We start from the raw sequence: 22,500 nt of genomic DNA, 5'->3' as shown, positions 1-22,500 counted from the left end.
CACAGTGTTGGGAGCCCACGATGACGCACCCCGGCAGCGGTTCCACCCCGCCACCAGGCTGGTACCCCGATCCCGCGGACACGCGACGGTCCCGCTGGTGGGACGGCACAGGCTGGACAAACCAGGTGGCCGGCGGTGGACCACCCCATCAAGGCTGGCCGCTCCAGGCAGGCGAGCCGCTCCAGGCCGGCCAGCCTCTCCAATCCGGCCAACCCCTCCAAACCGGCCAGCCCCTACAAACCGGCCAGCCCCTCCGGGCGGGCCCGGCCCCGCGGCCGCAAATCGACAGCCGGACCCCGGTCGACAACCCGTACATCTGGGGCGTCGTCCTCCTGCCGCTGCTGTCCGTCGTCTTCCTGCTGGCGTGGAACCCCGAGCTCCGCTTCCGGACCGTGGGCACACGGCAGGTACTGGATCCTGCTTCGCTGTTTACGCCGTGGTATTTCGCGATCGCCGTCTCGAGCTTCCTGCTCTACGGGGTTTCGGTGTTGCTGGCGTACCTCGACTGGAACAAGCTCAGCCAGGACGGCGTGGTGCGCCCGTTCCACTGGGCCTGGTGCTTCCTGAGCCCCGCCGTCTATGTCGTGGGCCGCTCGGTCATCGTGCATTCGGTCGCCGCGGGACGCGGGCTCGGCCCGGTCTGGGCCCTGATCGGGACCTTCGTGGTGAGCATGATCATTGCCATGGTCAAGGCCTCGGACATCATCACCCAGGTAATGTCCTCGATCCCCCGCTAGCTCCGTCCGGCGGTTTGCTGCTGCCTCCCCCTCACACGCGTTAGGTAGACTGCAGGAAAACGCAGTGTGAAGGAGTTGGGATGCAACGCAAGGCAACCGCGCTCGACGTCGCCAAGCGCGCGGGCGTGTCCCGCAGCGCCGTGTCCTTGGTCCTCAACGGCCGGGGCGACGGCAACGTGGCCAAGGAAAGCCAGGACCGGATCCGGCAGGCCGCCGCCGAGCTGAACTACTCCCCCAACCCCATCGCCCTGAGCCTGCGGAACCAGCGGACACGGGTGATCGGCATCGTCTCGGACGAGGTGGTGACCAGCCCCTTCGACGGCAACATCATCGGCGGCGCGGACGACGTCGCCCGCAGCCGCGGCTTCGTCACAGTGGTGATGGACACCGAACTGGACGCCTCCCGGGATGCCAGCGCCGTGGAAACCCTGCTCGACCGGCAGGTGGACGGGCTGATGTACGTCACCGTGGGCCTCAAACCCCTCGACGTGCCCCAGGGCATGCTCCGGGTGCCGTCCGTCCTGGCCAACTGCATCGACAACGCCCCCGTCCCGCGCCTGCACCACGTCATCCCGGACGAGGTGTCCGGCGGCCGCGAAGCCACCCACCACCTGCTGGGCCTGGGGCACCGCGACATCGCGTTCCTCGCCGGCGCGCAAACCTCCCCGGCGGCCCCACTGCGCGTGCAGGGTTTCCGCGCGGCGTTTGAGGGCGCCGGCTTGCCCGTGCGCGCGGACCGCGTCTTCCTGGCGGGCTGGGACATCGACACCGGCTTCAACGGGGCCATGAAACTGCTCGACGGCGTGTCCCCGGCCGAACGCCCGACGGCGATCATGTGCGCTAACGACCGCCTCGCCGTCGGCGTCGTGCTGGCCGCCGCCCGGCTGGGGCTCAGCGTTCCGCGGGACCTGTCGATCATGGGTTACGACGACGAATTCCGGATCGCGAACACGATGGTCCCCGCCCTGACCACCATGGCCCTGCCGTTGCGCGAGATGGGTGCCGCGGCGATGACGCGGCTGCTGGACCAGGTCGAAGGGGCGGGCAACTCAGACGGGGACACCCTCGAAACGATGGTGCCCTGCCGCCTGGTGGTCCGGGAGTCCACGGGTCCGGTCCCGTCCGGCGCCCCCAACTAGCTCGCAATTGTTGTCGTTTTGAGGGCTCAAAACGACGTTAACTGCGAGTCAGTTGGGTGAGCGCACCGCCTACCGCGCCTCCAGCTCCCACACTTCCGCGGTCGCGCCGCCAGGAAGCTCCAGCCGCCACTCCTCGCCCGGCGCGGGGTAGGCCCTGAGCGTGGTGGCCACGGCGCTGCTGCGGTACACCTCCACCAGGGACCCGTCGATGAAGACCCGCAGTTCCTCGCCCGCGGCCACAGCGCCGGCGAAGACGGTCTGGCCCGCACCCAACACGAGCCGCACGTCGCCGCCGGCAAAGCCAGAGGAAGTGGTAATCCGCGCCTCCGCCAGCGCGGGCAGGGCCACGCTCCCGACGGCGGCCTCCGCCAGTCGCGCATGCCGGTAACCGTCGATCTCGGGCACCGGAGCCACGGCGAGGGAGCCGTCGACGACGGACAGCATCCGGGGGTGCGTGAGCACGCCGGCCCAGCCCGCGGCGTCGATCTCAGCCTGCGAACGGCCGCGCCGCCCGTCCCGGCCCGGCCCTTCGTTTGCCCAGCCCCAGAGCAGGGCCCGCGGAGTTCCGTCCGGGGCGTCGTCGAGCTGGGTGATCTGCGGGGCGTAGAAGTCACGGCCCAAGTCCGACTTGCCGGCGGTTCGCGGCACGAACACGGGCAGGCCGGTTGCCGGGTCGGCGGCCATGGTGCCGAGCAGGTGCCCGACGCCAAGGGCGTGTTCGTGGTCGTCGTCCTTCTGCCAGAGCGAGAACATGGCCAGCCAGGCGGTGCCGCCCTCGCCGTCCGGGATGCGCACCAGCTGCGGGCACTCCCAGATCTCCGCACGGTTCACGTCCTGGTCCGCACCGGCCGCATTGTCCGTGGTCAGCCAGATGCCCTGGTACTCCCAGGCATTCAGGTCATCAACCCGGTACAGCAGCAGCGCGGCGCGGCCGTCGGCCAGTCCCGCGCCTTGGACGGCATACCGCCGGCCCCCGAAGCGGAAGAGGAACGGATCCCGCACGGCCGTGACCTGCGGATCCTCCGGCATGGACGCCGCCACATGCCCGTCCTGGGCCCAGTCCACCAGGTCCGCCGAGCCGCGGGCGATGACGACCTGGGACGCGCCTTCACCGGAACGGACACCCGAGTACGCGGCGGTCGGCACGCCGTCGTCGTCCGTCACCACGCCGGTCCAGCAGCCGAAGTCGTCCGGCCCGCCGTCCTGGGGACGCAGCGCCACGGGGTGTTCGTCCCAGTGCAGCAGGTCCGCGGAGCTGACGTGCCCCCAGCAGATCCGGTGGTGCCGGGCGGAGTCCGGGTTGTACTGGAAGAAGACGTGGTAGCGGCCGTTGAGGTAGCTGACGCCGTTGGGGTCGTTGATCCAGCCCTGCGCCGGGCGCGGGTGCAGGCGGGTGAAGGCGGGATCGGCGTGGCCGGCCGCGGTGGCGGGTGCGGCCAGGTCCGTGTTGCTCATGGGAAGGTGTTTTCCTTTGTCGAAAGAGTGGGTTATTTGCCGGTGCCGGCGGTGAGGCCGTCCCGGAGGGCGCGCTGGCCGAACATGAAGACCACCAGGGCGGGAATCATGGAGAGCACCACGCCGGCCAGCACCACGGAGATGCTTCCGGTGCCGAGGTTGCCCTGGAGGGAGACCAGGCCCAGCGGGAGCGTGAAGTTCTGCTCCGAGATGGTCATGATGAGCGGCCTGAAGAACTCGTTCCAGTGGAAGTTGAACGCCAGGATGCCCACGATCGACAGGCCCGGCATCGCCAGCGGCGCGTACACCGAACGGAAGGTCCGCCACGGCGAGGCGCCGTCGATCGCGGCGGCTTCCGCGAGGTCGGCCGGCAGTCCCAGGAAGTACTGGCGCATCAGGAAGGTGCCGAACGCCGTCGGGATCGCCGGAAGGATCAGGGCAAGCAGGGTGTCGGAGAGCCCCACGCCGCGGATCAGCATGAACACCGGGACGATCGTGACCTGGGCGGGCACCATCATGGTGGCCAGCACCACCGAGAACAGGGCGCCGCGGCCGCGGAATTTCAGGTTCGCGAAGGCGTAGCCTGCCAGTGCGGCGGTGATCATCTGCCCGACGGCGATCAGCCCGGTGACGAGCGCGCTGTTGATGACGAGCCCGATGATGTTCAGCTGCTTGAAGACCTGCCCGTAAGAGACGAAGTCCGGGTCCAGCGGCAGGAACGACGGCGGCAGCTGGAACGATTCCGCCGGCGGCCGCAGGGAGGTGGACAGGGTCCACAGCACGGGTCCGAGAACCAGGACCGCGGCAATGGAGAGCAGCACGATCCGGCCGGCGACAGACCAGTCGCGCTTCCTGCGGCGGACAACCCGGCCGGCAGCATTAAGACCGGCGGTGCGCTCGGTGGTAGTAGTCATGGCGGGCCTCACTGGTAGAAGACGAATCGTTTGCTGAGCCGGAACTGGGCGGCCGTGATGGCCATGATGATCAGGGTGAGGATCACGCCGATCGCCGAGGCCTGGCCGAATTCGAGCCGCTGGAAAGCGGACTCGAAGATCACCATCACGGCCGTGCGGGTGGAGTCGCCGGGGCCGCCGCGGGTGAGCACGAACGGCTGGTCAAAGACCTGGAGGGCGTTGATGATCGCCATCACGGAGGCCACCAGGGTTGTGGGGCTGAGCAGCGGCAGGGTCACGTGGAGGTGCTTGCGCCAGCCCGTGGCGCCGTCCAGCGACGCGGCTTCATAAGTCTCCACCGGGATGGACGCCAGCCCGCCGATGAACAGCAGGAACGAGAAGCCGAAGTTCTGCCACACGTACACCAGGATCACGACGGCGGCCGAACCGCCCGGCGTCGTCAGCCAGGGAACGGCGGGGATGCCCACGAGGGACAGCAGCCAGTTGACCACGCCGAACTGTTCGTTGAAGAGGTACCGCATAAAGATCGACACCGAGGCGGCGGAGAGGATCAGCGGGAAGAAGAAGGCGCTGCGGAAGAAGACCCGCAGCCACGCCGGGAGCTTTTCCTGGACCATGATGGCCAGCCCGAGCGCCAGGCCCAACTGCAGGGCCACGGCCACCACCACGAAGAGGATGGTGTTCAGGAAGGACACCCGGACCGTGGGGTCCTGGACCACTTCGGCGAAGTTGTCGAAGCCCACGAAGCTGGGGGCCGAGATGATGTCCCAGCGGAAGAAGGCCAGGGCCACGGAGGCGATGATCGGCAGCACCGTGAAGATGCCCATGCCCACGATGGTCGGGGCCAGGAAGACCCAGGGCAGCCAGGGCTGGCGTTCGCGGCCGGAACGGCCGTCCCGGCCCGGGCGCTCGGCTTTTCCGGCGGCGCCGCGCACGGCCTTGCTGCGCACGCGCGTCTCGCTTGCGGTGCTCATGGCTGCCTCCTCAGGGCAAATTCGAGGTCCCTCTGCAGCGAGTCGAGCGCCGACTTCAGCTGGCGTTCGTCACCGCTGACGGCCAGGGACACGTTCTTCATCAAGGCCGTCTCGACGGCGGCCTGCTGGGGCGGGGCGGGAATGGGACCGGTGCTGGGGAAACGGTCCAGGGTGTCGTAGAAGACCTTCCAGTGCCGCGGACCCTTGCCCGCGTACAGCCGTTCGTTGACCATGGAGCGCCGGGCCGGGGTGGTGTTCGGCGTGGGGAAGACAATCTGCATGGCTTCGAGGCTGGAACTGAACTTCACCCATTCCCAGGCGGCGTCCTTGTCCTTGGCGGTCTTCATGATCGCGTAGCCAGCCGTGCCGAACTGGTGCCGCTGGGTGCGCCACTTCGGGAAGAACTGGACATCGTAGTCGTCCTGCTTCATGCCGGCCTCGCTCAGGCCCTGCACCCAGTAGCCGCCGGCCGGGGTGGTGCCGATCCGGTTGGAGGCGAAGAGGCCCACCAGGGAGTTGCCGCCGCCTTCTTCGGGGCGGACCCCCAAGCCGTCCTTGACCAGTCCGCGCAGGAAGTCGAAGGATTCAAAGACTTTGGGATCGTTGGCGTTGGGTTCGAGCCACTGGTAGCCGCCCGAGCGCATTCCGCGGGTGGGATCGTTGGCGTAGAAACCGTCCCACAGCCACCTGCCGCCGGCGGACTTCGTTTCCTTCAGGAAGCTGGTGTCGTTGGCGTAGAGCCAGGGCACCACGCCGCCGAAGAGCCGGTTGGTCCAGTAATACGGCGTGAAGTCAGAGGGCCGGGCCTTGCGCATGGCGGCCAGGGTGTTGCGGAAGTCCAGGTACGTCCAGTCGTCCGCCGGCCGCTCCAGTCCCGCCTGTTTCAGAGCCGTGGTGTTGTAGTACATGTTGGCTGCGTTCCAGTCGATGGGGAGCTGGAACAGGCTGCCCTTGTACATGAAGGCTTCCACCAGGCTGGGGTGGACGTCCGCGAAATACTCCCTCATGTGGTCGGCGTCCCGGCGCAGGTAATCATCCAGCGGGTGCGCCAGCTTCTCTGCGAACAGCTGGGCGCCTTCCGTGGCCACGTACACCACGTCCGGCGGGGTCCCGGCGGCCACCATGGTGAGGATCTTGGTGAAGAAGTCCTTCCAGTCCACGGCCTGGATGGCCTGGACCTTCACCTTGATGTCCGGGTGGACCTTGGCGAATGCGTCGACCACTTTCTGGCGGGCAGCGGCGTCCGCGGCGGTACCCATGATGGCGATGCTGAGGCTGTTGTCGCCGCGGCCGGGGATGTCGGTACCGGTCAGCCGCGGCCACGACGCCACGGTTGCCCCGACGATTCCCACGCCCAAGGCGCCAAGGGCAGTCCTGCGTGAGATATCACGCAGGGTCCCATTGCTTCCTTGCATGTCTAATTCCTTCCTAACACGTGTTAGGAACTGTAGAACGTCGACCTAACACGTGTCAAGAGTCACATCGTGGTTGCCGTTTCCTCACCGCGGCCAAGCTGAAGCTGCGCCGGGTAATGTGTCCTGCCGGGCCGGGTGTGGCACCCTGAAAGGGATGATCTTTCGAGGAGACAGCAGCCCCCGGACCGCCCAGTTGGACGCCGGCGGGCAACGGGACGCACGCGGGACGCAGGAACCCGCGGGACAGCCGGCTGCCAAGGGCAGCGGCCTGCTCTTCGCGCTGGCCACGCTGGCGTGCGTCGCCGGAATCGCGGCAAGCTACTACTTCTTCGTCCGGACCACTACCGGCCAGTACATCGACGAATCGGCCCTCGTCGAAGCCGGGGAACTGCACGGTCCGGCCGGCCGGGCCACCACGCGCTTCCTGGACCTGCTTCCGGGGATCTCCCTGGCGATTGCCGCCGTCGTGGTCCTCTTCGTCACGCTGGCCCGGCGCCGCTGGACGGCGGCGGGCATCACGGTGGCGGCCTGCGCTGCCGCGAACCTCGCCACGCAGTTGCTCAAGGACTGGTTCCCGGACCGGCCCTTCACGGGCATCCAAACCCTGGAACTGAATTCCCTACCCTCGGGACACACCACGCTGGCAGCCTCGGCCGCCGCGGCGGTGTTCCTGGTGGCGTCTCCGCGGTGGCGGCCGCTGGCAGGATTCCTGGGCGGCAGCTTCGCCGTCGCCGCCGGCGTGTCCACCCTGGTCAACCAGTGGCACCGCCCCGCGGACGTCGTCGCCGGCTTCCTGGTGACTGGCGCCGTGATGCTGCCCGCGGGCTGGCTGATCATGCGCACCGGAAACCGCTGGAACGTGTGGGGTGGCCACCGCGAGCACTGGGCATCCTCGCGGCTCTGGCTGATGCTTTCCGTGCTGGCGGGGCTGATTTCCGCGGGCGTGGCTGTCTACTCGCTGCTCAGGATCGCGCCCTTCGGCCTCGGAATTCCCGGCCTCTCGCAGGAGGAAAGCACTACCAACTACTTCTGGGCCGGGGTCTCGCTGATCGTCATCACGGGGTATCTGGGGACAGTGACCGCCACGTGGCTGTTCGGCCATGCCGCACGCCGCCGCAACTGAACAGCGGCTCCCTAGCCCATACCTGCCGGACCAGCCCAGGTGCCGGGTGCACCGGTCCCGCCGCCGCCGCGGTCATCGTCCTTGCCGCAACGCCTGCAACGCTTGTACAGGCCGCCGTCCTCGGCGTGTTCGATGTGCCAATCGTGCTGGATGTTCAGCTTGCACAGCAGGACCTTGAGCATGACCTTCTCCGATCGATCCAAGGCCGGCAGATGTCGGCACTCCAATCATCCCGGTCCCGCCGCCGCCGCAGAAGACCCCCGGCTGAGTTCCGCCGCGGCTAGTAGTTCCGGCGGTGCTTCAGCTTGGGCAGGGCGACGGCGAACACTGCCGCCGCGGCCAGGCCCAGCACCCCGCATGACCAGATCCCGGCGGCAAGCGAGACAGCGGCGGTCATCGCGGACAGCAGCATCGGCCCGCCGGTGCTGCCGGCGTCGGCGATGAACCGCCACAGGCCCAGGAACTGGCCGCGGCCCCGTTCCGGGGAGAAATCCGCGCCCAGCGTCATGACCAGCCCGGAACTGATGCCGTTGCCGAAGCCGATCAGCATGGCCGACAGGAGCAGGCCGAGGAACCCGGAGGACAGCGGGATCAGGAACAGTGACACGCCCATGATCACCGTGGATGGCAGGGCCACCCACAAGCGGCCCTTGCGGTCCATGAGCTTGCCTGCCGGGTAGAAGACCAGCATGTCGATCGCGCCGGAAACGCCGTAGATCAGTGCGGCGTGGGTGGCATCCAGGCCCAGGTGGTCCGCCCAGAGCGGGATGACCACCTGCCGCGAAGCACGCAGTGCCGCCAGCAGCAGCACGCCGCTGCCCAGCGCGAACAGCACCATTGCATGGGCGGACGCGACGTTCCGCAGGGTCGGTTCCGGGCCCGCGGCGGCGTCCGGCGTTCCGGGCCCCTTCGCCACGAGGTCCGGGATAGTGAGGGAAAGGCCCGCGGCAGCCGCCATGGCCACGGCGCCCACCCAGAACGCGCCGGCGATGCCCAGGAACTGCATGGCCGCAGCCCCCACGAAGGGTCCGATGAACACCCCGATCCGGGTGCTCCCGCCCAGCGTGGACAGCGCCCTCGCTCGGAATTCCACCGGCACGGCCTCGGTGAGGTATTTCTGCCGGGCCAGGTTGAAGACACTTGTGGCCATTCCGACGACGGTCATCGCCACCGCCAGCAGCCACAGGCCCTGCGGGAGCTGCGGAGCGAGGGCGGCCGCCAGCAGCGCCAGCGCACCGATGGTGCCCGCGCCGGTGATGGCCCAGCGCTCCCCGAATCGGATGGTGATGAGCGAGGCCGGGATGTTGAAGAACCAGGACCCCACCCCGATGAGCGTGACCAGCAGTGCCGCCAGGGCCGCGCTGGCGCCGAGTTCGCGGGCGGACAGCGCCGCCACGGGCAGGACCGCGCCTTCGCCGAGGCAGAACAGCACGGTGGGCCCGAAGGCCGGAAGGGCGATGCTGCGCAGGGAGAAGGGAGGGGACGTCCTGGTGGCGCTCATTGGCTTTGCGATCCGACGCAGACCACGCGGTTCCTGCCAAGCGCCTTGGCTTCGTAGAGCGCGGCGTCGGCCGCGGAGATCATGCCGGCCAGGTCGGCGTGGGCGCTGGTGCTGACGGCGACGCCGTAACTCACCGTGGGAAGCGCGAGCCCGGTGTCCGTGTCCATAAGCTTGCGGCTGATTGCGCCGGCGATGATTTTCGCGCTCTCCTGGTTGGCGCCGGGCAGCAGGATGATGAACTCCTCGCCGCCGTAGCGCGCCACAAGGTCGGTGGAGCGGACGGACGCAGCGCAGGCCGAGGCGAAGGCCTTGATCGCGGCATCGCCAGCGGTGTGGCCGTGGAGGTCGTTGAGGGCCTTGAAATGGTCAAGGTCCGCCAGAATCAGGGCGCCTGCAGACCCGGTGGCTTTGAGGCGGTAAACCTCCTCGGTGGCGAGTTCCATGAAGGCAGAGCGGTTGAGGAGGCCCGTGAGGCCATCCCGGGTGGCGCGTTCGCTGAGACCGTTGATGAGCTGTTCGTTGCTCAGCGCGGTCATGCTGTACGAAACCGAGACCAGCAGCACCAGGGTGATCAGGCTGGTCATGGCGGGGTTGAAGTACGTCCGGAAAACGGGTCCGAGCGGCCCGTCCGCGAGGTACACCACCCAGCGGCAGAGGTAGTACGCGGCCATGAATCCCGCGGCCACTGCGATGGTCCTGTGGACCTGGGACGCTCCCGGCTTCAGGAGCCACAGCTCACGCGATGCAAGCGCGATCCCCACCGTCATCATGCCGAGGTAGGCCAGCCCGCCGGACCAGGTGTTCGACGCCGGACTGTCCAGCAGGGACGCCACGGCAGTGAAGGCCGGTCCTGCCAGGAATAGCCACCGGGGCGTGCCCAGCAAGCGCAGGGAACGGGAGCCCGCCCAGACGCTGAAGGCACCGGTCACCAGCAGCACGTTCCCGGCGGGATTGGCCCAGGCCTGGTGCGGGGTGCCGTGCAGCAGCAGGGCCAGGTTGCCCGTCAGGAAGAACAGGAGGGCAAGGGACCACCAGCCGCTGTAGCGGGAGCGTGTGCGGCGGAACGAGGAATAGAACAGGAGAAACAACGTGAGGGTGACTACGCCAAGGGCCACCCTCAGGGTCACCGTATCGAGCACCATGGTTTGCCTGCCATCGCCTGTTAGACGTAGCCGTCAACGATCGCGGCGGCGATCTCCTTGTAGGCGCGGCGGGTCTCGGGACGCAGCACATCCAGGGTGACCAGGTCGCCGTCGGCCACTCCCCTGTCATGGGGCACGGCGATCAGCTGGCGGCAGATCCCGGAGAGATGTTCCTCGATGGCGCTCTTGTCCACCCGGGAGGAGACCTCGTCCTTGTCCGTGATGACCACGATCGCGTTGCGGGCCAACTCCTCGTAGCCGTGGCTGGCCAGCCAGTGCAGGGTACTGCGGGCCCGCTTGGCGCCGCTGACGGCGTACCCAGCGGCGATGATCAGGTTGTCCGCGGACTGCAGGATGCCCTTCATGGCGTTGTGGGTGACCCCGGTGCCGCAGTCGGTCAGGGCCACGGAATAGTAGCTCGAAATCAGCTGGCGGATCTTCAGGTACTCCGCCGCGGTGAGGGAATCCGAGACTTCCGGGTCCTGCTCCCCCGCGATCAGGTGCAGGCGCCCCGCATGGTGCATGTAGCGGGAGAGCCCCGTCAGCGAGTCGATGCTTTCCAGGTTGCCCAGCAGGTCCGTGATGGTGCGCGGGGTGGAGCGCTGGTAGATGCCCTCGCCGAGCGCCCGTTCCACGAGGTCGCCGGAATCCGGGTTGGCGTCGATCGCACACGGCGGGTCGCCCCGGTATTCGGCCAGGGTGAGGCCCACGCCCACCGTGGTGGAGGTCTTGCCGATACCGCCCTTGAGGCTCAGGATCGCGGTGTTGAAGCTGCCCTGCAGCTGCCGGGAGATCCGTCGCGCCAGCTCGTCTTCCTGCCGCTGCTTCGCGCTGGGCCCCAGGTTCCAGGCCCCGCCGGTGAGCCGGTAGACGGCCCCGCGGAAACCGCCGATGGGCCGGGGCTTCTGTTCCTTCACGAACGAGCCCGGGGAACTGATGAAGTCCGGCAGCGGTGACGTGCGCAGGGCGGCGCGTTCCGCCGTCGGGAGCTCCCCGTCCAAAGGCGCCTCCGGTCCCGGGGCGTCCAGGGCTCCCTGACCGTCGACGACGGCGGCATCCGCACCGGGGTCAGGGTCCGGCTGCGCGGTGGTTCCGGCGGCGGTGCCGGCATCCGCGGCGGCGGCCGCCGCGGCCCAGGAACTGCTCTGGAGGAGACCGCCCGAAGCGGTTGCGGGTTCGGGCTTGTTTGCGGGGACGATAGGCATGGTTCCTGTCCGGGCATCGTCCTCGGCGCGCCGGCGATCGCGGCGGCTGCGGAACTCTTGCTGCCCTTCGGTAGCGGTAGCTGGGTCGTTGTCGTCGTGCACGGAATCCGCCATGGTGTCGTCCCCCAGGACCCGCAACGGCGTGGGCTGCGGAGCTCGATTGGAATGCATCAAACGCTAAGTCTAAACGCCCGGGACCACGCTGCAGCAGAAGGCGGGGCCCGGCGGCGGGGTCCACCCTGCGCTGTGTGACAAAGCGAACACACGCAGGAACAAGTCGCGGCATGTTCCGGACGGCCATACTCCCTGCATGAGACCTTCATCACAGTCCCTTGGGCAGACCACCTCCACGGCCCCGCGGCAGGAGCTGAGGCGCGATGCGCTCGGCGTCGGCGGCATCGTCTTCCTCGTCCTTGCCGCGGTGGCACCGCTGACCGGCATCATCGTGATCGCGGCCATCGGCATCGCCGTGGGCAACGGCGGCGGCATGCCCGGATCATTCCTCATCGCCACCGCCATCCTGCTGCTCTTCGCGGTGGGGTATGCCCAGATGGCCCGCACCCTGGTCAGCGCCGGCGGCTTCTACGCCTTCGTTGTGCGCGGAATGGGCAGGCCGTTCGGGCTCGCGGCCGGTTTCGTGGCGATGCTCGGCTATAACTGCTTCGTCGCCGGCGCCATTGGAACCTCCGGCTTCTTCACCGCCACGGTGGTCAAGGACCTCACCGGCCTGGACCTTCCCTGGTTCGGGTGGAGCCTGGTTTCGGTCGCCGCCGTCTTCCTGCTCAGCCGCCGCGGCATCGACGTCAGCGCCAAGGTCCTGGGGGTCTGCCTGGTGCTGGAGGTGTCGATCCTTCTGGTCCTGGATTTCTCGGTCCTGTTCCGCCACGGCTTCGCGCCCGCCGCTTTCTCGCCGGAGTTCGTGTTCTCCGGTTCGCTCGGCCTGGGGCTCTTGTTCGCCGCGAACTGCTTTGTGGGTTTCGAGGCCACGGGACTGTTCGGCGAAGAGGCCAGGGATCCGCGCCGCACCATCCCGAAGGCGACCTACCTGTCCATCCTCTTCATTGGGGCCTTCGCGGCGTTCACCAGCTGGGCGATCGTCAGCGCCCTCGGTGTGGAACAGGCGCAGGGAACGGCCGTGGAACACCTGGCCACCGGGGACTTGGTCTTCGCCATTTCCACCGAATACCTGGGTGACTTCCTGACCAAAGCCATGATGGTGCTGCTGCTCGTCTCGCTCTTCGCGGCGCTGCTGGCCCTGCACAATTCGGCGAGCCGCTACATCTTCGCCTTCGGACGCGTCGGCGTCCTCCCGACCGCACTGGGCCGGACCCGTCCCGGAAGCGGCGCTCCGCAGAACGCCAGCATCGCCCAGCTCGCCTTCGGCACAGGCATCGCCTTCATCTTCTGGGCCGCCAACCTCGACCCCATCACGGCCCTCACCGCGTCCATGACGGGCTTCGGCACACTCGGCATCCTGAGCCTGCAGCTCATGGCCGCGGTCGCCGTCGTCGTGCATTTCCGGCGCCAGCGGGACCCCAGGCTCTGGCGGACGCTCGCCGCTCCCGGCCTCGGCGCACTGGGGTTGGCGCTGATCGTGGGGCTGGCGATCGCGAACTTCCCGGCACTGGCCGGTTCGGACAGCCCGGTGATCGGGGTCCTGCCGTGGCTGCTGCTCCTCGCAGTCCTCGCGGGCTTGGGTACCGCGGCCTGGCTCAAATCCCGCCGGCCCGCAGTCTACGAGGGGTTGAACCGGGACATGGACCGCTTCAGCGATTCACCCCGCTGAGTATGACTTAGTGGTGGGGCTGCGTCTCCTGGAGGCGCTTGATGAACCAGCGCGACTGCTCCGGACCGTAGGGCAGCACCGGGATCGCCTTGGTGGCGTCGGTAGGCATGTCACGGATGGACTGCCGGGCCTGGCGGACCGCGGTGGTCATGGTGTCGGCCAGGGTCTTGACGAACTGGTCGCTGCAGGGCTTTCCATGGCCCGGGATCAGGAATTCGTAGCGGTGGCGCAGGGCCGAGATGTGCCGCAGCACGTCCGCCCACTCTTCCGGGTAGGAATCCTCGAAGGAGGGGTGGGCGCCCTGTTCCACCAGGTCGCCGGTGAAAAGGGTGCTCGGGGTGCCCACCAGGAGGTCACCGTCGGTGTGGCCCCGGCCCAGGTAGAAGAGGGTGACAGTCAGCCCGCCCAGGTCCACCAGCACCGGCTGGTCCTTGACGATGGCGTTCGGGATGACGATCTCCGCCTCGTCGCCGCTTCCGGCGGCCATTTCCGGTTCGATGTCCGCGACCAGGCGGCGCTGGTGGTCGCCGTCGTCGTCGATGGTGGCGGCACAGTTGACGTGCGCCCAGAACTCGGTGGCGCCGTCGTCGGCGAACACGGCGTTGCCGAAGTAGTGGTCATAGTGGGCGTGGGTGTTCACCACTACCAGCGGCAGCTCCGTCTTTTCGCGGACGGCGGCCAGGATCTCCCGGCCCTGCCGGGGACCGCAGCCGGTATCGATCACCATGGCGCGCTCCTGGCCCACCACCAGGCCCGTGTTCAGCAACCGCCCAGGGGTTTCCAGCACATAGTTATCCGGGCCTACTTCGAGCCAAGCTGACATTTCGTCTCCGTATCCAGACGCGTTCCGGCGTGTTCAGGCCTCGATTCTACCCACGGCCCGCCGGCGGACCGGGCAGGTTCCGTGCCGCGTCAGACCCGCCGGTGCGGGTTTTCGGGATGCCCGACGGCGGCGGGGAACCACTTGTTTCCCGCCCCGCCGTCTGCTTCCCTGAAGGTGTGCCGGCCGCCGACGGGCCACCCCCGGCGTGGCTGCCCCGGACCGGCCGAAGGAAGGGGCACCACCATGGGCTCTTTGTGGCTTGAAACCGCCGTCAGGACCACCACCGATCCGTTCGAACCCGGGAGCACATACGACGTCGTCGTGGCGGGCGCCGGGATCACGGGCCTGGCCACGGCGGCGATGCTTGCCCGGGCCGGTTCGTCGGTCTTGGTGCTTGAGGCCCGCCAGGTGGGGGCGGCGGCCACCGGGAACACCACCGCGAAGCTGAGCCTGTTGCAGGGCACGGTCCTGTCCGGGCTGGACAGCATGTTTTCGATCCGGCAGGTCCGTGCGTACGTGGAGGCGAACCGGGCGGCACAGCAGTGGCTGCTGGACTATCTGGAAGGGCGCGGTGTGCCGTTCCAGTACCGCGACGCCTACACCTTCGCCACCACCAAAGCCGGTGCGGAGCGGCTGCGCACCGAGCTGAAAGTCTCCCTGGCTGCCGGCCTGGAGGTCGAGGCGACCCGCGAGACCGGCCTGCCGTTCGGCGTCGAGAGCGCCCTGCGCCTCCCGGACCAGGCACAGTTCAACCCCATGGATGTGTTGACTGCCCTCGCCGCGGATGTCAGGGAGGCCGGCGGGAGCATCGTAGAAGGCGTGCGGCTGATGAACGTCCACGCCGGCGATCCGCTCACGGTGGTCACCCGGCGCGGCGATCTCCGCGCCCGGACCGTGGTCCTGGCCACCGGAAGCCCGGTCCTGAACCGCGGACTCTACTTCGCCAAGCTCCGCCCCAACCGCTCGTATGCCGCTGCCCTGCGGCTCCCCGACGGTGTCACCCCGCCGCCGGGAATGTATCTCTCCGCCGAGCCGCCCACCCGTTCGATCCGCGATTACCCGGAGCAGGACGGCGGAACGTCCGACGGCGGCCTGCTGCTGGTGGGCGGATTCGGGCACCCGGGCGGGCGGTCGCCGTCGCCCAGGGCCCGGGTGGCACAGCTGGTGGCCTGGGCGCAGGGACACTACCCGGGCGCGGAGGTGACGCACACCTGGTCGGCGCAGGATTACCAGGCGGTCAACCTCATGCCGTTCTTCGGCAAGCTGCCACGGGGCCGGGGCAAAATCCTCTTCGGCACGGGCTACAACAAATGGGGCATGACCAATGGCGTGGTATCTGCACTGGACATCGTCGCCGACATCACTGGCAGCCCGCAGCCGGACTGGGCGCGCACCATCCACCACCGGACCACCGGCCCCCGGGGAACGGTGTCGACAGTCTCGTTCAACCTGGACACGCAACTGCAGAACGTCCGGGACAATGCGGCATTGAAGGACAAGCCGGCCATCACCGAGGACACCCGGCCCGCCGAGGGCACCGGCGTCACCGGGCTCTTCCACGGCAAGGCGGCGGCGGTGGCCACGGTGGGCGGCGCGGTGTGCCGGCTGTCCGCACATTGCGCCCACCTCGGCGGAATCGTGCACTGGAACGACGCCGAACAGTCATGGGACTGCCCGCTGCACGGTTCGCGCTTCTCCGCGGAAGGCAAGCTCCTGGAAGGCCCGGCCACCCACAATCTGGCCAAACTGCAATGACGTGCCAGGCCCCGGAACCTAGAGGTCCGAGAGTACGGTGCCCAGGTTCTCGATGGCGTCCGCCACGTAGCGCAGGAAGCCGGCCGCGGTTTCGCCGTCGCACACCCGGTGGTCGAAGGCCAGGGTCAGTTCGGTGACTTTGCGGACCGCGAGCTGGCCGTCCACCACCCAGGGCTTGTCGATGATCCGGCCGAGGCCGAGCATGGCCACTTCCGGGTAGTTGATGATCGCGGCCGATCCGTCCACGCCGAACACGCCGTAGTTGTTCAGCGTGAAGGTGCCGCTGCCCAGCTCCGCAGGGGTGGCCTTGCCGTCGCGCGCGACTGCGGTCAGGCGGCGGATCTCGGCGTCCAGTTCGCGGGCGCTGAGCTTGTCCGCACCGTGCACCGACGGTACGACCAGGCCGCGGTCTGTCTGGGCCGCGAAGCCAAGGTTGACGCCGTCGAACGCGATGATTTCCTGGCTGCCGTCCGGCAGGGTTTCGAAGCGGGTGTTCAGTTCCGGGTACTTCTTCAGCCCGGCCGTCACGAAGCGTGCGATGAACGCGAGCAGCCCAGGGGTGCGGTGCTCGTCGCGCTTCTTCAGTTCCGCCCGCATCTCCAGCAGCGCTGTGGCATCGACGTCCACCCAGACGGTGGCCTCGGGGATCTCGGAGCGGCTCCGCGACATGTTCGCGGCCACGGCCTTGCGCACCCCGCGCACCGCAGACCGCGAAGCCACGGCAAGCCCGGTCCGCGCATCCAGGGAGCCTGAAGTCGCTTCCGCGACAGCAGGTGTGGGCGCAGACTTCCGCGGTTCCGTAATGGCAGCCTCCACGTCGCGCCGCAGGATCAGCCCGCTCTCCCCCGAGCCAGGAACACTGTCCAGCGAAACCCCGTGGTCCCGCGCCATCTTCCGCACCAGCGGAGAAATCACGGCAGACAACTTCCCGGGAACCCGCGACGAAGCCACCGGAGTTTCCAGCGCAGGAATGACGACGGCGGCCGGAACCTTCCGAGGACGGGTCCGCCGAGCCTCTCCCCCGCCGGACGTCCCATACCCAATAAGCACATTCCCAGACCCGGCCCGCTCCTCAACACGGTAAGCCTCGGCAGCGGGAGAAGCGGAAGGCGAGCCGACCGCCGAAGCCGGAGCGGATGATGCCGCCCCGGGAGTGGCATCTAAGGCACTGGCCGAGGGCCCCGACACGAGCTTGCGAGTGTTGGGAAGGCCACTGCCGCTTTCTGAGGTGGACGGCTCGCTGCTTGCAGCAGAGCCGACCACCGAAGGGGCGGGGGCGGCATCATCCGCGGAGGCGGACGAAACCACACCAGACGCAGCGGAAGGGGCACCAGAGCGAGCCACCGAGATCAGCGGCTTCCCGACGTCGAGCGTCTGGCCGGGTTCGCCGTGCAGCACGGCCACGGTGCCGGCGTACGGGGAGGGTACCTCGACGACCGACTTGGCGGTCTCCACTTCGGCGATGGGCTGGTCGACGCGGATTTCGTCGCCCACGGCCACGAGCCAGTTGATGAGTTCGGCTTCGGTGAGGCCTTCGCCAAGGTCCGGGAGGCGGAAGACTTGCAGTTCGGCGGTCATGGTCAGTTCTCCCATTGCAGCTCGTCGACGGCGTCGAGGATGCGGTCGACGCTCGGCAGGTAGTAGTGCTCCAGCTTCGGTGCGGGGTAGGGCACGTCGAAGCCGGTGACGCGGCGGATCGGGGCAGCCAGGTGATGGAAGCAGCGTTCCTGGACCCGGGCCACGATTTCGGAGGCCACGGATGCGAAGCCGTGTGCTTCGGCGATGACCACGGCGCGGCCGGTCTTGCGCACGGATGCGGTGACGGTCTCGTCGTCGAACGGCACGATCGTGCGCACATCGATGACTTCGAGCGAGCGGCCTTCCTCGGCGGCTGCCGCGGCGGCTGCGAGCGCGGTGGGGACGGAGGGACCGTAGGCGATCAGGGTGGCGTCCGTTCCGGAACGGGCGACGGCGGCCTTCCCCTCGCTGCTGGACCCTGCGGCGCGGTGGGCGGCGTGGTCCGCGGCCAGGGCCTCGAGATCCACCTGGTCCTTGGACCAATACAGCTTCTTGGGCTCCATGAACATCACGGGGTCGTCGGAGTCGATCGCTTCGCGCAGCATGCGGTAGCCGTCGGCCACGGTGGCCGGGGTATACACCTTCAGGCCCGCGGTGTGGGCGTAGTAGGACTCGGAGGAGTCGCAGTGGTGCTCCACGCCGCCGATCCCGCCGGCGTATGGCACACGAATGACCATGGGCAGCTTCAGCGCCCCGCGGGTGCGGTTGTGCATCTTGGCCACGTGGCTGACGATCTGTTCGAAGGCCGGGTAGGCGAAGGCGTCGAACTGCATTTCGATGACGGGACGCATACCGTTCATGGCCATGCCCACAGCCATGCCGACAATCCCGGATTCGGCCAGCGGGGTGTCGAAGCAGCGCTGTTCGCCGAAGGCGTCCATGAGGCCGTCGGTGATGCGGAAAACGCCGCCCAGGCGGCCAACATCTTCGCCGAAGACGAGGACAGAGGCGTCGTCGCGCATCGCGTCCGCCATCGCCGTGTTGAGGGCCTTGGCCATGGTGACGCTCTGCGGGCCGCGCGCCTCGGCGGCCGCGGCGGCGTTGGCTGCGGCCCGGGCCGTGGCGGCACTGACGTTGCCGTTCGCCTCCGAAGAGGTGGTGATGGTGGGGCTCACTTTCCTGCCTCCTTCTGGGCGGCTTTGCCGGCTTCTTCGCGGGCGAGTTCGTCGGCCAGCAGCGCGGACTGTTCCTGCAGCTGCGGCGTGGGGCTGGAAAAGACGTAGCGGAACAGGTTCTGCGGCTCCACCGGGACGTCCTCGCCCAGGCCTTCGCGCAACTGGGTGGCCACCGCTTCGGCGTGCTCGGTGATCCGGGCCGCGCCGTCGTCGTCGAGCAGTCCACGATTCCGAAGGTAGACATCCATGCGGCTGAGCGGGTCCTTGGCCTTCCACTCGCTGACTTCGGCGTTGTCCCGGTAGCGGGTGTCGTCGTCGGCGTTGGTGTGGGCCTGCATCCGGTAGGTGTTGGCCTCGACCAGCAGGGGGCCGGATCCTTCGCGGGCGAGCTTCACGGCCCGGTCCAGCACGGCCAGCAGGGCCACGAGGTCGTTGCCGTCCACGCGTTCGCCGGCCATGCCGTAGCCCACGGCCTTGTGCGCCAGGGACGGGGCCACGGACTGGTGGCTCAGGGGCACGGAGATGGCGTACTTGTTGTTCTGCACGAAGAAGATCACGGACAGGTGGAAGACGGCGGCGAAGTTCAGAGCCTCATGGAAGTCGCCTTCGCTGGTGGCGCCGTCGCCGCACATGGCCATCACCACGGTGTCCTCGCCGCGCAGCTTGGCGGCGTGAGCCACGCCGACGGCGTGCAGCAGCTGGGTGGTCAGAGGCGTGCACTGGATGCCGACCTTATGTTCCATCGGGTTGTAGCCGCCGTGCCAGTCGCCGCGGAAGATGGTCATGGCCTGCACCGGGTCCACGCCCTTGGCCATGACGGCGACGGCGTCCCGGTAGGTGGGGAACAGCCAGTCGCCTTCGGACAGGCACATGGCCGCCGCCACCTGGCAGGCCTCCTGGCCATGGCTGGAAGGGTAGACGGCCATGCGACCCTGCCGGACCAACGCCGAGTTCTGGTCGTTGACGCGGCGCCCGACGACGAGGCGTTCGTAAGCGGCCATAAGTTCGGGATCGCCCGGGATGGGATATTCGTGGCCGGGTTCGGTGCCTTGTTCGGCTTCCGGATTGAGCGTGCCGTCCGGGGCCACCATCTGGATCTGGCGGTGCGCCGGGAGCATGTAGTCCTCAACGCTGATGCCGAACTTCCGCTGCACTTCGGATGCCTGGTCCGGGGCTGACTGGCTTGTGGAGATCGTCATTGGTCCCTCCTCCGTTTTCACTATTTGCCTCCAAGTATGGTCCTGCGTGAAGTTTCGTATCCAGTGCCCGGCGGAATCATGGAAGAGCTATCAAAAAGCGGCTACTCTGAGAGACGAATTGCATAATGTGAGCTGGGTTACCGCCCGCATGTGGACGAATTGCGTTCGGACGAATTGTGCTTGGACGATTTGCGCGCAGCACGAACGCAGGAAGGAGGGGCCGTGGCCGAAAGCGAACAGGCGGCGCCTGAAGTGCCCCGGGAAGTTTCACTCGACAAGGTGGACCGGGACATCATTGCCGAGTTGACCCGGGACGGCAGGATGTCCGTCACCCAGGTGGCCGAGAACGTGCACATCAGCCGCGCCCACGCCTACTCCCGGATCGCCAGGCTGACGGGAGAAGGGGTCCTCACAAAGTTCACCGCCGTGGTGGACCCGGTCAAGGCGGGCCTGAAATCCTCCGCGTACGTGACCCTGAAAGTGCAGCAGCATTCCTGGCGGACCCTGCGCGAGCAGCTCCGGGCGATCCCCGAAGTCCAACACATCGCCCTGGTGGGCGGCAGCTTCGACGTCATCCTGCTGGTGCGGGCCACGGACAACGTCCACCTGCGCCGGGTCATTTTCGATCAGTTGCAGTCCATGCCGGGCGTCATCGACACCCAGACCTTCCTGGTGTTCGAGGACGTGGACACCCGCTGAATGTCCATCGCCACCGGTGCCGTCGTCTCCTTGTTGCCGGGACTTCTCCTCCATCGCAAGCATGAACTGCCAACTCCTAGAATGAGCGGGTGAACCTTTCGCATCTCGGCGCGCCGATCGGGCCGATGATTCGCGTCCACGGCGGGTACGCCAACCGGATGTACCGGCTCGACACCGACCATGGGTCATTCGCGGTGAAGGAGTTGAATCTCGACGACCGTCGCTGGACCCATCACGTCGAGGACGTGTTCAGGTTCGAGCGGGCGGCCTTTGATGCCGGCATTCCGATGCCAGAACCAATCTCTGCCAGCCACGGCACCCTCGTTCACCGATGGGTCGAAGGCGAGAAGGTGCCTGAGGCGCCGGTATCGGCGGCGTACGCGTTTGAGATCGGTGAGATCCTCGCGCGTATCCACGCTCTCGACGTCGCGTGGACCCGTGTGTCGATCGAGGACCCGACGCCACGGGACTGGTCCGAGCTCGCCGCGCGGGCGGTGGCGACCGGACAGCCGTGGGCAGACGAGCTCGCCTCTCACGTAGAGACGTTCCTCGCAATTGCCCACTTCGTCGACACCTGCGAACGGCCCGGCCCCGTCGTCCTGACCCACAGGGATATCCAACCGTGGAACCTGCTCTCTCGGGAGGGTCGGCCTGTTGTGCTCGACTGGGAGCTCTCGGGGATGCTCGACCTGTCCGGTGAGCTCGGCTCGACCGCGCTGAGCCTCGCGAAGGGACCTGGCTTCGACGACATCAAGCCCGCCATTTTCCGCTCGGTTCTCGACGGCTATGTCGCAGGGGGCGGAGCGCTGCCGCCGTCAGGTCCAAGCTGGTTTGTGTTCATGATCGGCGGCTGGCTGGGGCACACCAGGTGGAACATCCTCCGGTGCCTCGCCGGTGTCGACGTGAGCACCGGCCCTGGCCTCGCTCTGTCGCACCAGTCCGTGCGCAACGGGGTGCGCGGCCTCCCCGAACTGTTCGGCCGACTTCCGGAGATCGAGGCGTTGCTCGTGTAACAGTGACCTGCAAATCCTAGGACTCCAGCAGCCCCAGCAGGTACTTTCCGTAGCCGCTCTTCAGCAGGGTTTCGGCCCGGTGGCGGAGGTCATCGGCGGAGATGTAGCCCTGGCGCCAGGCGATTTCCTCGGGAGCGCCGATCTTGAAGCCCTGCCTGTTCTCCACGGTGCGCACGAAGCTTGAGGCATCGTTCAGGTCGGCGAAGGTCCCGGTATCAAGCCAGGCGGTGCCGCGGGGCAGCACCTCGACGTGCAGCTTTCCGTTCTTCAGGTAGGTCAGGTTGATGTCCGTGATTTCCAGTTCGCCGCGGTCGGACGGGCGCAGCCCCCTGGCGATCTCGACGACGTCGTTGTCGTAGAAATAGAGCCCCGGAACCGCGTAGTTGCTCTTCGGGTTCGCAGGCTTTTCCTCGAGCGAAATGGCCTGGCCGTCGTCGTCGAACTCGATCACGCCGTACGCCGCCGCGTTCTGGACCCAGTACGCGAACACCGCGCCGCCGTCGATGTCCGTGAACCGCTCAAGCTGCTGGCCCATGCCCGGTCCGTAGAAGATGTTGTCGCCCAGCACCAGGGCCACGGAATCGCTGCCGATGTGCGGCTCCCCCAGGATGAACGCCTGGGCCAGGCCGTCCGGTGAAGGCTGTTCGACGTAGCTGAGGCTGATGCCGAACTGGGAGCCGTCGCCCAGCAACTGCCGGAACTGACCTGCGTCCCGGGGCGTGGTGATCACCAGGATGTCGCGGATCCCGGCGAGCATCAGGGTGGACAGCGGATAGTAGATCATCGGCTTGTCATAGACCGGCACCAGTTGCTTGCTGATCCCGAGGGTGATCGGGTGAAGCCTTGAACCCGTCCCCCCGGCCAGGATGATCCCGCGCATACGCCACATCATGTCCTCCCGGCATTGCTTCCGCAAGGCTAGAGTAT

Annotated in this window: 20 protein-coding genes; 7 read left to right on the top strand and 13 right to left on the bottom strand. The window is 67.9% G+C overall.

What is annotated here, in order from left to right; genetic code table 11:
• Positions 1-20: 20 nt before the first annotated feature.
• Both BLP88_RS19085 and BLP88_RS03990 read left to right on the top strand, forming a co-directional pair.
• Positions 21-737, top strand: a complete 717-nt coding sequence (locus BLP88_RS19085) for a DUF2510 domain-containing protein (RefSeq protein WP_074587077.1) — start codon at positions 21-23, stop codon at positions 735-737.
• A gap of 80 nt (positions 738-817) precedes the next feature.
• Positions 818-1,876 (top strand): LacI family DNA-binding transcriptional regulator, encoded by a 1,059-nt coding sequence (locus tag BLP88_RS03990; protein ID WP_074587076.1) that lies wholly within the window; start codon positions 818-820, stop codon positions 1,874-1,876.
• Positions 1,877-1,945: 69 nt separating this feature from the next.
• Here the strand turns inward: BLP88_RS03990 and BLP88_RS03985 are convergent, their stop codons facing one another.
• From BLP88_RS03985 to BLP88_RS03970, 4 genes are read right to left on the bottom strand one after another with little or no spacing between them, the layout of a single operon-like run.
• Positions 1,946-3,331, bottom strand: a complete 1,386-nt coding sequence (locus BLP88_RS03985; protein WP_074587074.1) for a glycoside hydrolase family 32 protein — start codon at positions 3,329-3,331, stop codon at positions 1,946-1,948.
• A 32-nt stretch (positions 3,332-3,363) separates the two neighbouring features.
• A complete protein-coding gene (locus BLP88_RS03980) occupies positions 3,364-4,245 on the bottom strand; it encodes a carbohydrate ABC transporter permease (RefSeq protein ID WP_074587073.1) in 882 nt (293 codons plus the stop codon).
• An 8-nt stretch (positions 4,246-4,253) separates the two neighbouring features.
• On the bottom strand, positions 4,254-5,219 hold the full coding sequence (locus BLP88_RS03975; protein WP_084110765.1) for a carbohydrate ABC transporter permease: 966 nt from the start codon (positions 5,217-5,219) through the stop codon (positions 4,254-4,256).
• Entirely contained in the window at positions 5,216-6,634 is a 1,419-nt protein-coding gene (locus tag BLP88_RS03970; protein WP_074587071.1) for an ABC transporter substrate-binding protein, read from the bottom strand. The genes BLP88_RS03975 and BLP88_RS03970 overlap by 4 nt, the downstream gene beginning before the upstream one ends.
• A 154-nt stretch (positions 6,635-6,788) precedes the next feature.
• On the opposite strand from BLP88_RS03970, the gene BLP88_RS03965 reads away from it, so the two are divergent.
• Positions 6,789-7,757, top strand: a complete 969-nt coding sequence (locus BLP88_RS03965; protein WP_084110763.1) for a phosphatase PAP2 family protein — start codon at positions 6,789-6,791, stop codon at positions 7,755-7,757.
• Positions 7,758-7,768: 11 nt separating this feature from the next.
• Here BLP88_RS03965 and BLP88_RS18680 read toward each other — a convergent pair whose 3' ends face one another.
• The 4 genes from BLP88_RS18680 to BLP88_RS03950 all read right to left on the bottom strand — a co-directional run bounded on the left by BLP88_RS18680 (position 7,769) and on the right by BLP88_RS03950 (position 11,776).
• Positions 7,769-7,960, bottom strand: coding sequence for a hypothetical protein (locus tag BLP88_RS18680; protein ID WP_139163290.1), 192 nt, complete (start codon positions 7,958-7,960; stop codon positions 7,769-7,771).
• A 77-nt stretch (positions 7,961-8,037) separates the two neighbouring features.
• A complete protein-coding gene (locus tag BLP88_RS03960) occupies positions 8,038-9,258 on the bottom strand; it encodes an MFS transporter (RefSeq protein ID WP_074587069.1) in 1,221 nt (406 codons plus the stop codon).
• Complete coding sequence (locus BLP88_RS03955) at positions 9,255-10,400, bottom strand: GGDEF domain-containing protein (protein ID WP_074587068.1); 1,146 nt, start codon at positions 10,398-10,400, stop codon at positions 9,255-9,257. Before BLP88_RS03955 ends, BLP88_RS03960 begins: the two co-directional genes overlap by 4 nt.
• Before the next feature lie 20 nt (positions 10,401-10,420).
• Positions 10,421-11,776 (bottom strand): MinD/ParA family ATP-binding protein, encoded by a 1,356-nt coding sequence (locus BLP88_RS03950; RefSeq protein ID WP_373366886.1) that lies wholly within the window; start codon positions 11,774-11,776, stop codon positions 10,421-10,423.
• A gap of 139 nt (positions 11,777-11,915) precedes the next feature.
• Between BLP88_RS03950 and BLP88_RS03945 the strand changes: the two genes are divergently transcribed.
• Positions 11,916-13,391 (top strand): APC family permease, encoded by a 1,476-nt coding sequence (locus BLP88_RS03945; RefSeq protein ID WP_074587066.1) that lies wholly within the window; start codon positions 11,916-11,918, stop codon positions 13,389-13,391.
• A 7-nt stretch (positions 13,392-13,398) separates the two neighbouring features.
• On the opposite strand, the gene BLP88_RS03940 is transcribed toward BLP88_RS03945, so the two are convergent.
• Entirely contained in the window at positions 13,399-14,214 is an 816-nt protein-coding gene (locus BLP88_RS03940) for an MBL fold metallo-hydrolase (RefSeq protein WP_074587065.1), read from the bottom strand.
• Between the two features lie 243 nt (positions 14,215-14,457).
• Between BLP88_RS03940 and BLP88_RS03935 the strand changes: the two genes are divergently transcribed.
• Positions 14,458-15,969 (top strand): FAD-dependent oxidoreductase, encoded by a 1,512-nt coding sequence (locus BLP88_RS03935; protein WP_074587064.1) that lies wholly within the window; start codon positions 14,458-14,460, stop codon positions 15,967-15,969.
• An 18-nt stretch (positions 15,970-15,987) separates the two neighbouring features.
• Here BLP88_RS03935 and BLP88_RS03930 read toward each other — a convergent pair whose 3' ends face one another.
• Genes BLP88_RS03930 through BLP88_RS03920 form a run of 3 tightly spaced genes read right to left on the bottom strand, consistent with a single transcriptional unit; the run spans position 15,988 to position 19,861 of the window.
• On the bottom strand, positions 15,988-17,547 hold the full coding sequence (locus BLP88_RS03930) for a dihydrolipoamide acetyltransferase family protein (RefSeq protein WP_245679753.1): 1,560 nt from the start codon (positions 17,545-17,547) through the stop codon (positions 15,988-15,990).
• A gap of 2 nt (positions 17,548-17,549) precedes the next feature.
• Positions 17,550-18,662 carry an alpha-ketoacid dehydrogenase subunit beta gene (locus BLP88_RS03925; RefSeq protein WP_074587062.1) on the bottom strand — a complete coding sequence of 371 codons (1,113 nt, stop codon included), beginning with the start codon at positions 18,660-18,662 and terminating at the stop codon, positions 17,550-17,552.
• Positions 18,659-19,861, bottom strand: coding sequence for a thiamine pyrophosphate-dependent enzyme (locus BLP88_RS03920; protein WP_074587060.1), 1,203 nt, complete (start codon positions 19,859-19,861; stop codon positions 18,659-18,661). The genes BLP88_RS03925 and BLP88_RS03920 overlap by 4 nt, the downstream gene beginning before the upstream one ends.
• A gap of 222 nt (positions 19,862-20,083) precedes the next feature.
• Between BLP88_RS03920 and BLP88_RS03915 the strand changes: the two genes are divergently transcribed.
• Positions 20,084-20,560: an Lrp/AsnC family transcriptional regulator gene (locus BLP88_RS03915; protein ID WP_074587059.1), complete on the top strand. Its 477-nt coding sequence runs from the start codon at positions 20,084-20,086 to the stop codon at positions 20,558-20,560.
• An 89-nt stretch (positions 20,561-20,649) separates the two neighbouring features.
• A complete protein-coding gene (locus tag BLP88_RS03910; RefSeq protein ID WP_074587057.1) occupies positions 20,650-21,573 on the top strand; it encodes a phosphotransferase family protein in 924 nt (307 codons plus the stop codon).
• Between the two features lie 16 nt (positions 21,574-21,589).
• Here the strand turns inward: BLP88_RS03910 and rfbA are convergent, their stop codons facing one another.
• Positions 21,590-22,453, bottom strand: coding sequence for a glucose-1-phosphate thymidylyltransferase RfbA (rfbA, locus tag BLP88_RS03905; protein WP_074587056.1), 864 nt, complete (start codon positions 22,451-22,453; stop codon positions 21,590-21,592).
• Positions 22,454-22,500: the final 47 nt, after the last annotated feature.

The sequence above is a fragment of the Arthrobacter cupressi genome (assembly GCF_900099975.1).
In the GTDB taxonomy this organism is placed as follows: Bacteria; Actinomycetota; Actinomycetes; order Actinomycetales; family Micrococcaceae; genus Arthrobacter; species Arthrobacter cupressi.
Note: the sequence above shows the minus strand (reverse complement) of the source record. Positions and strands in the feature narration are given on the sequence as shown.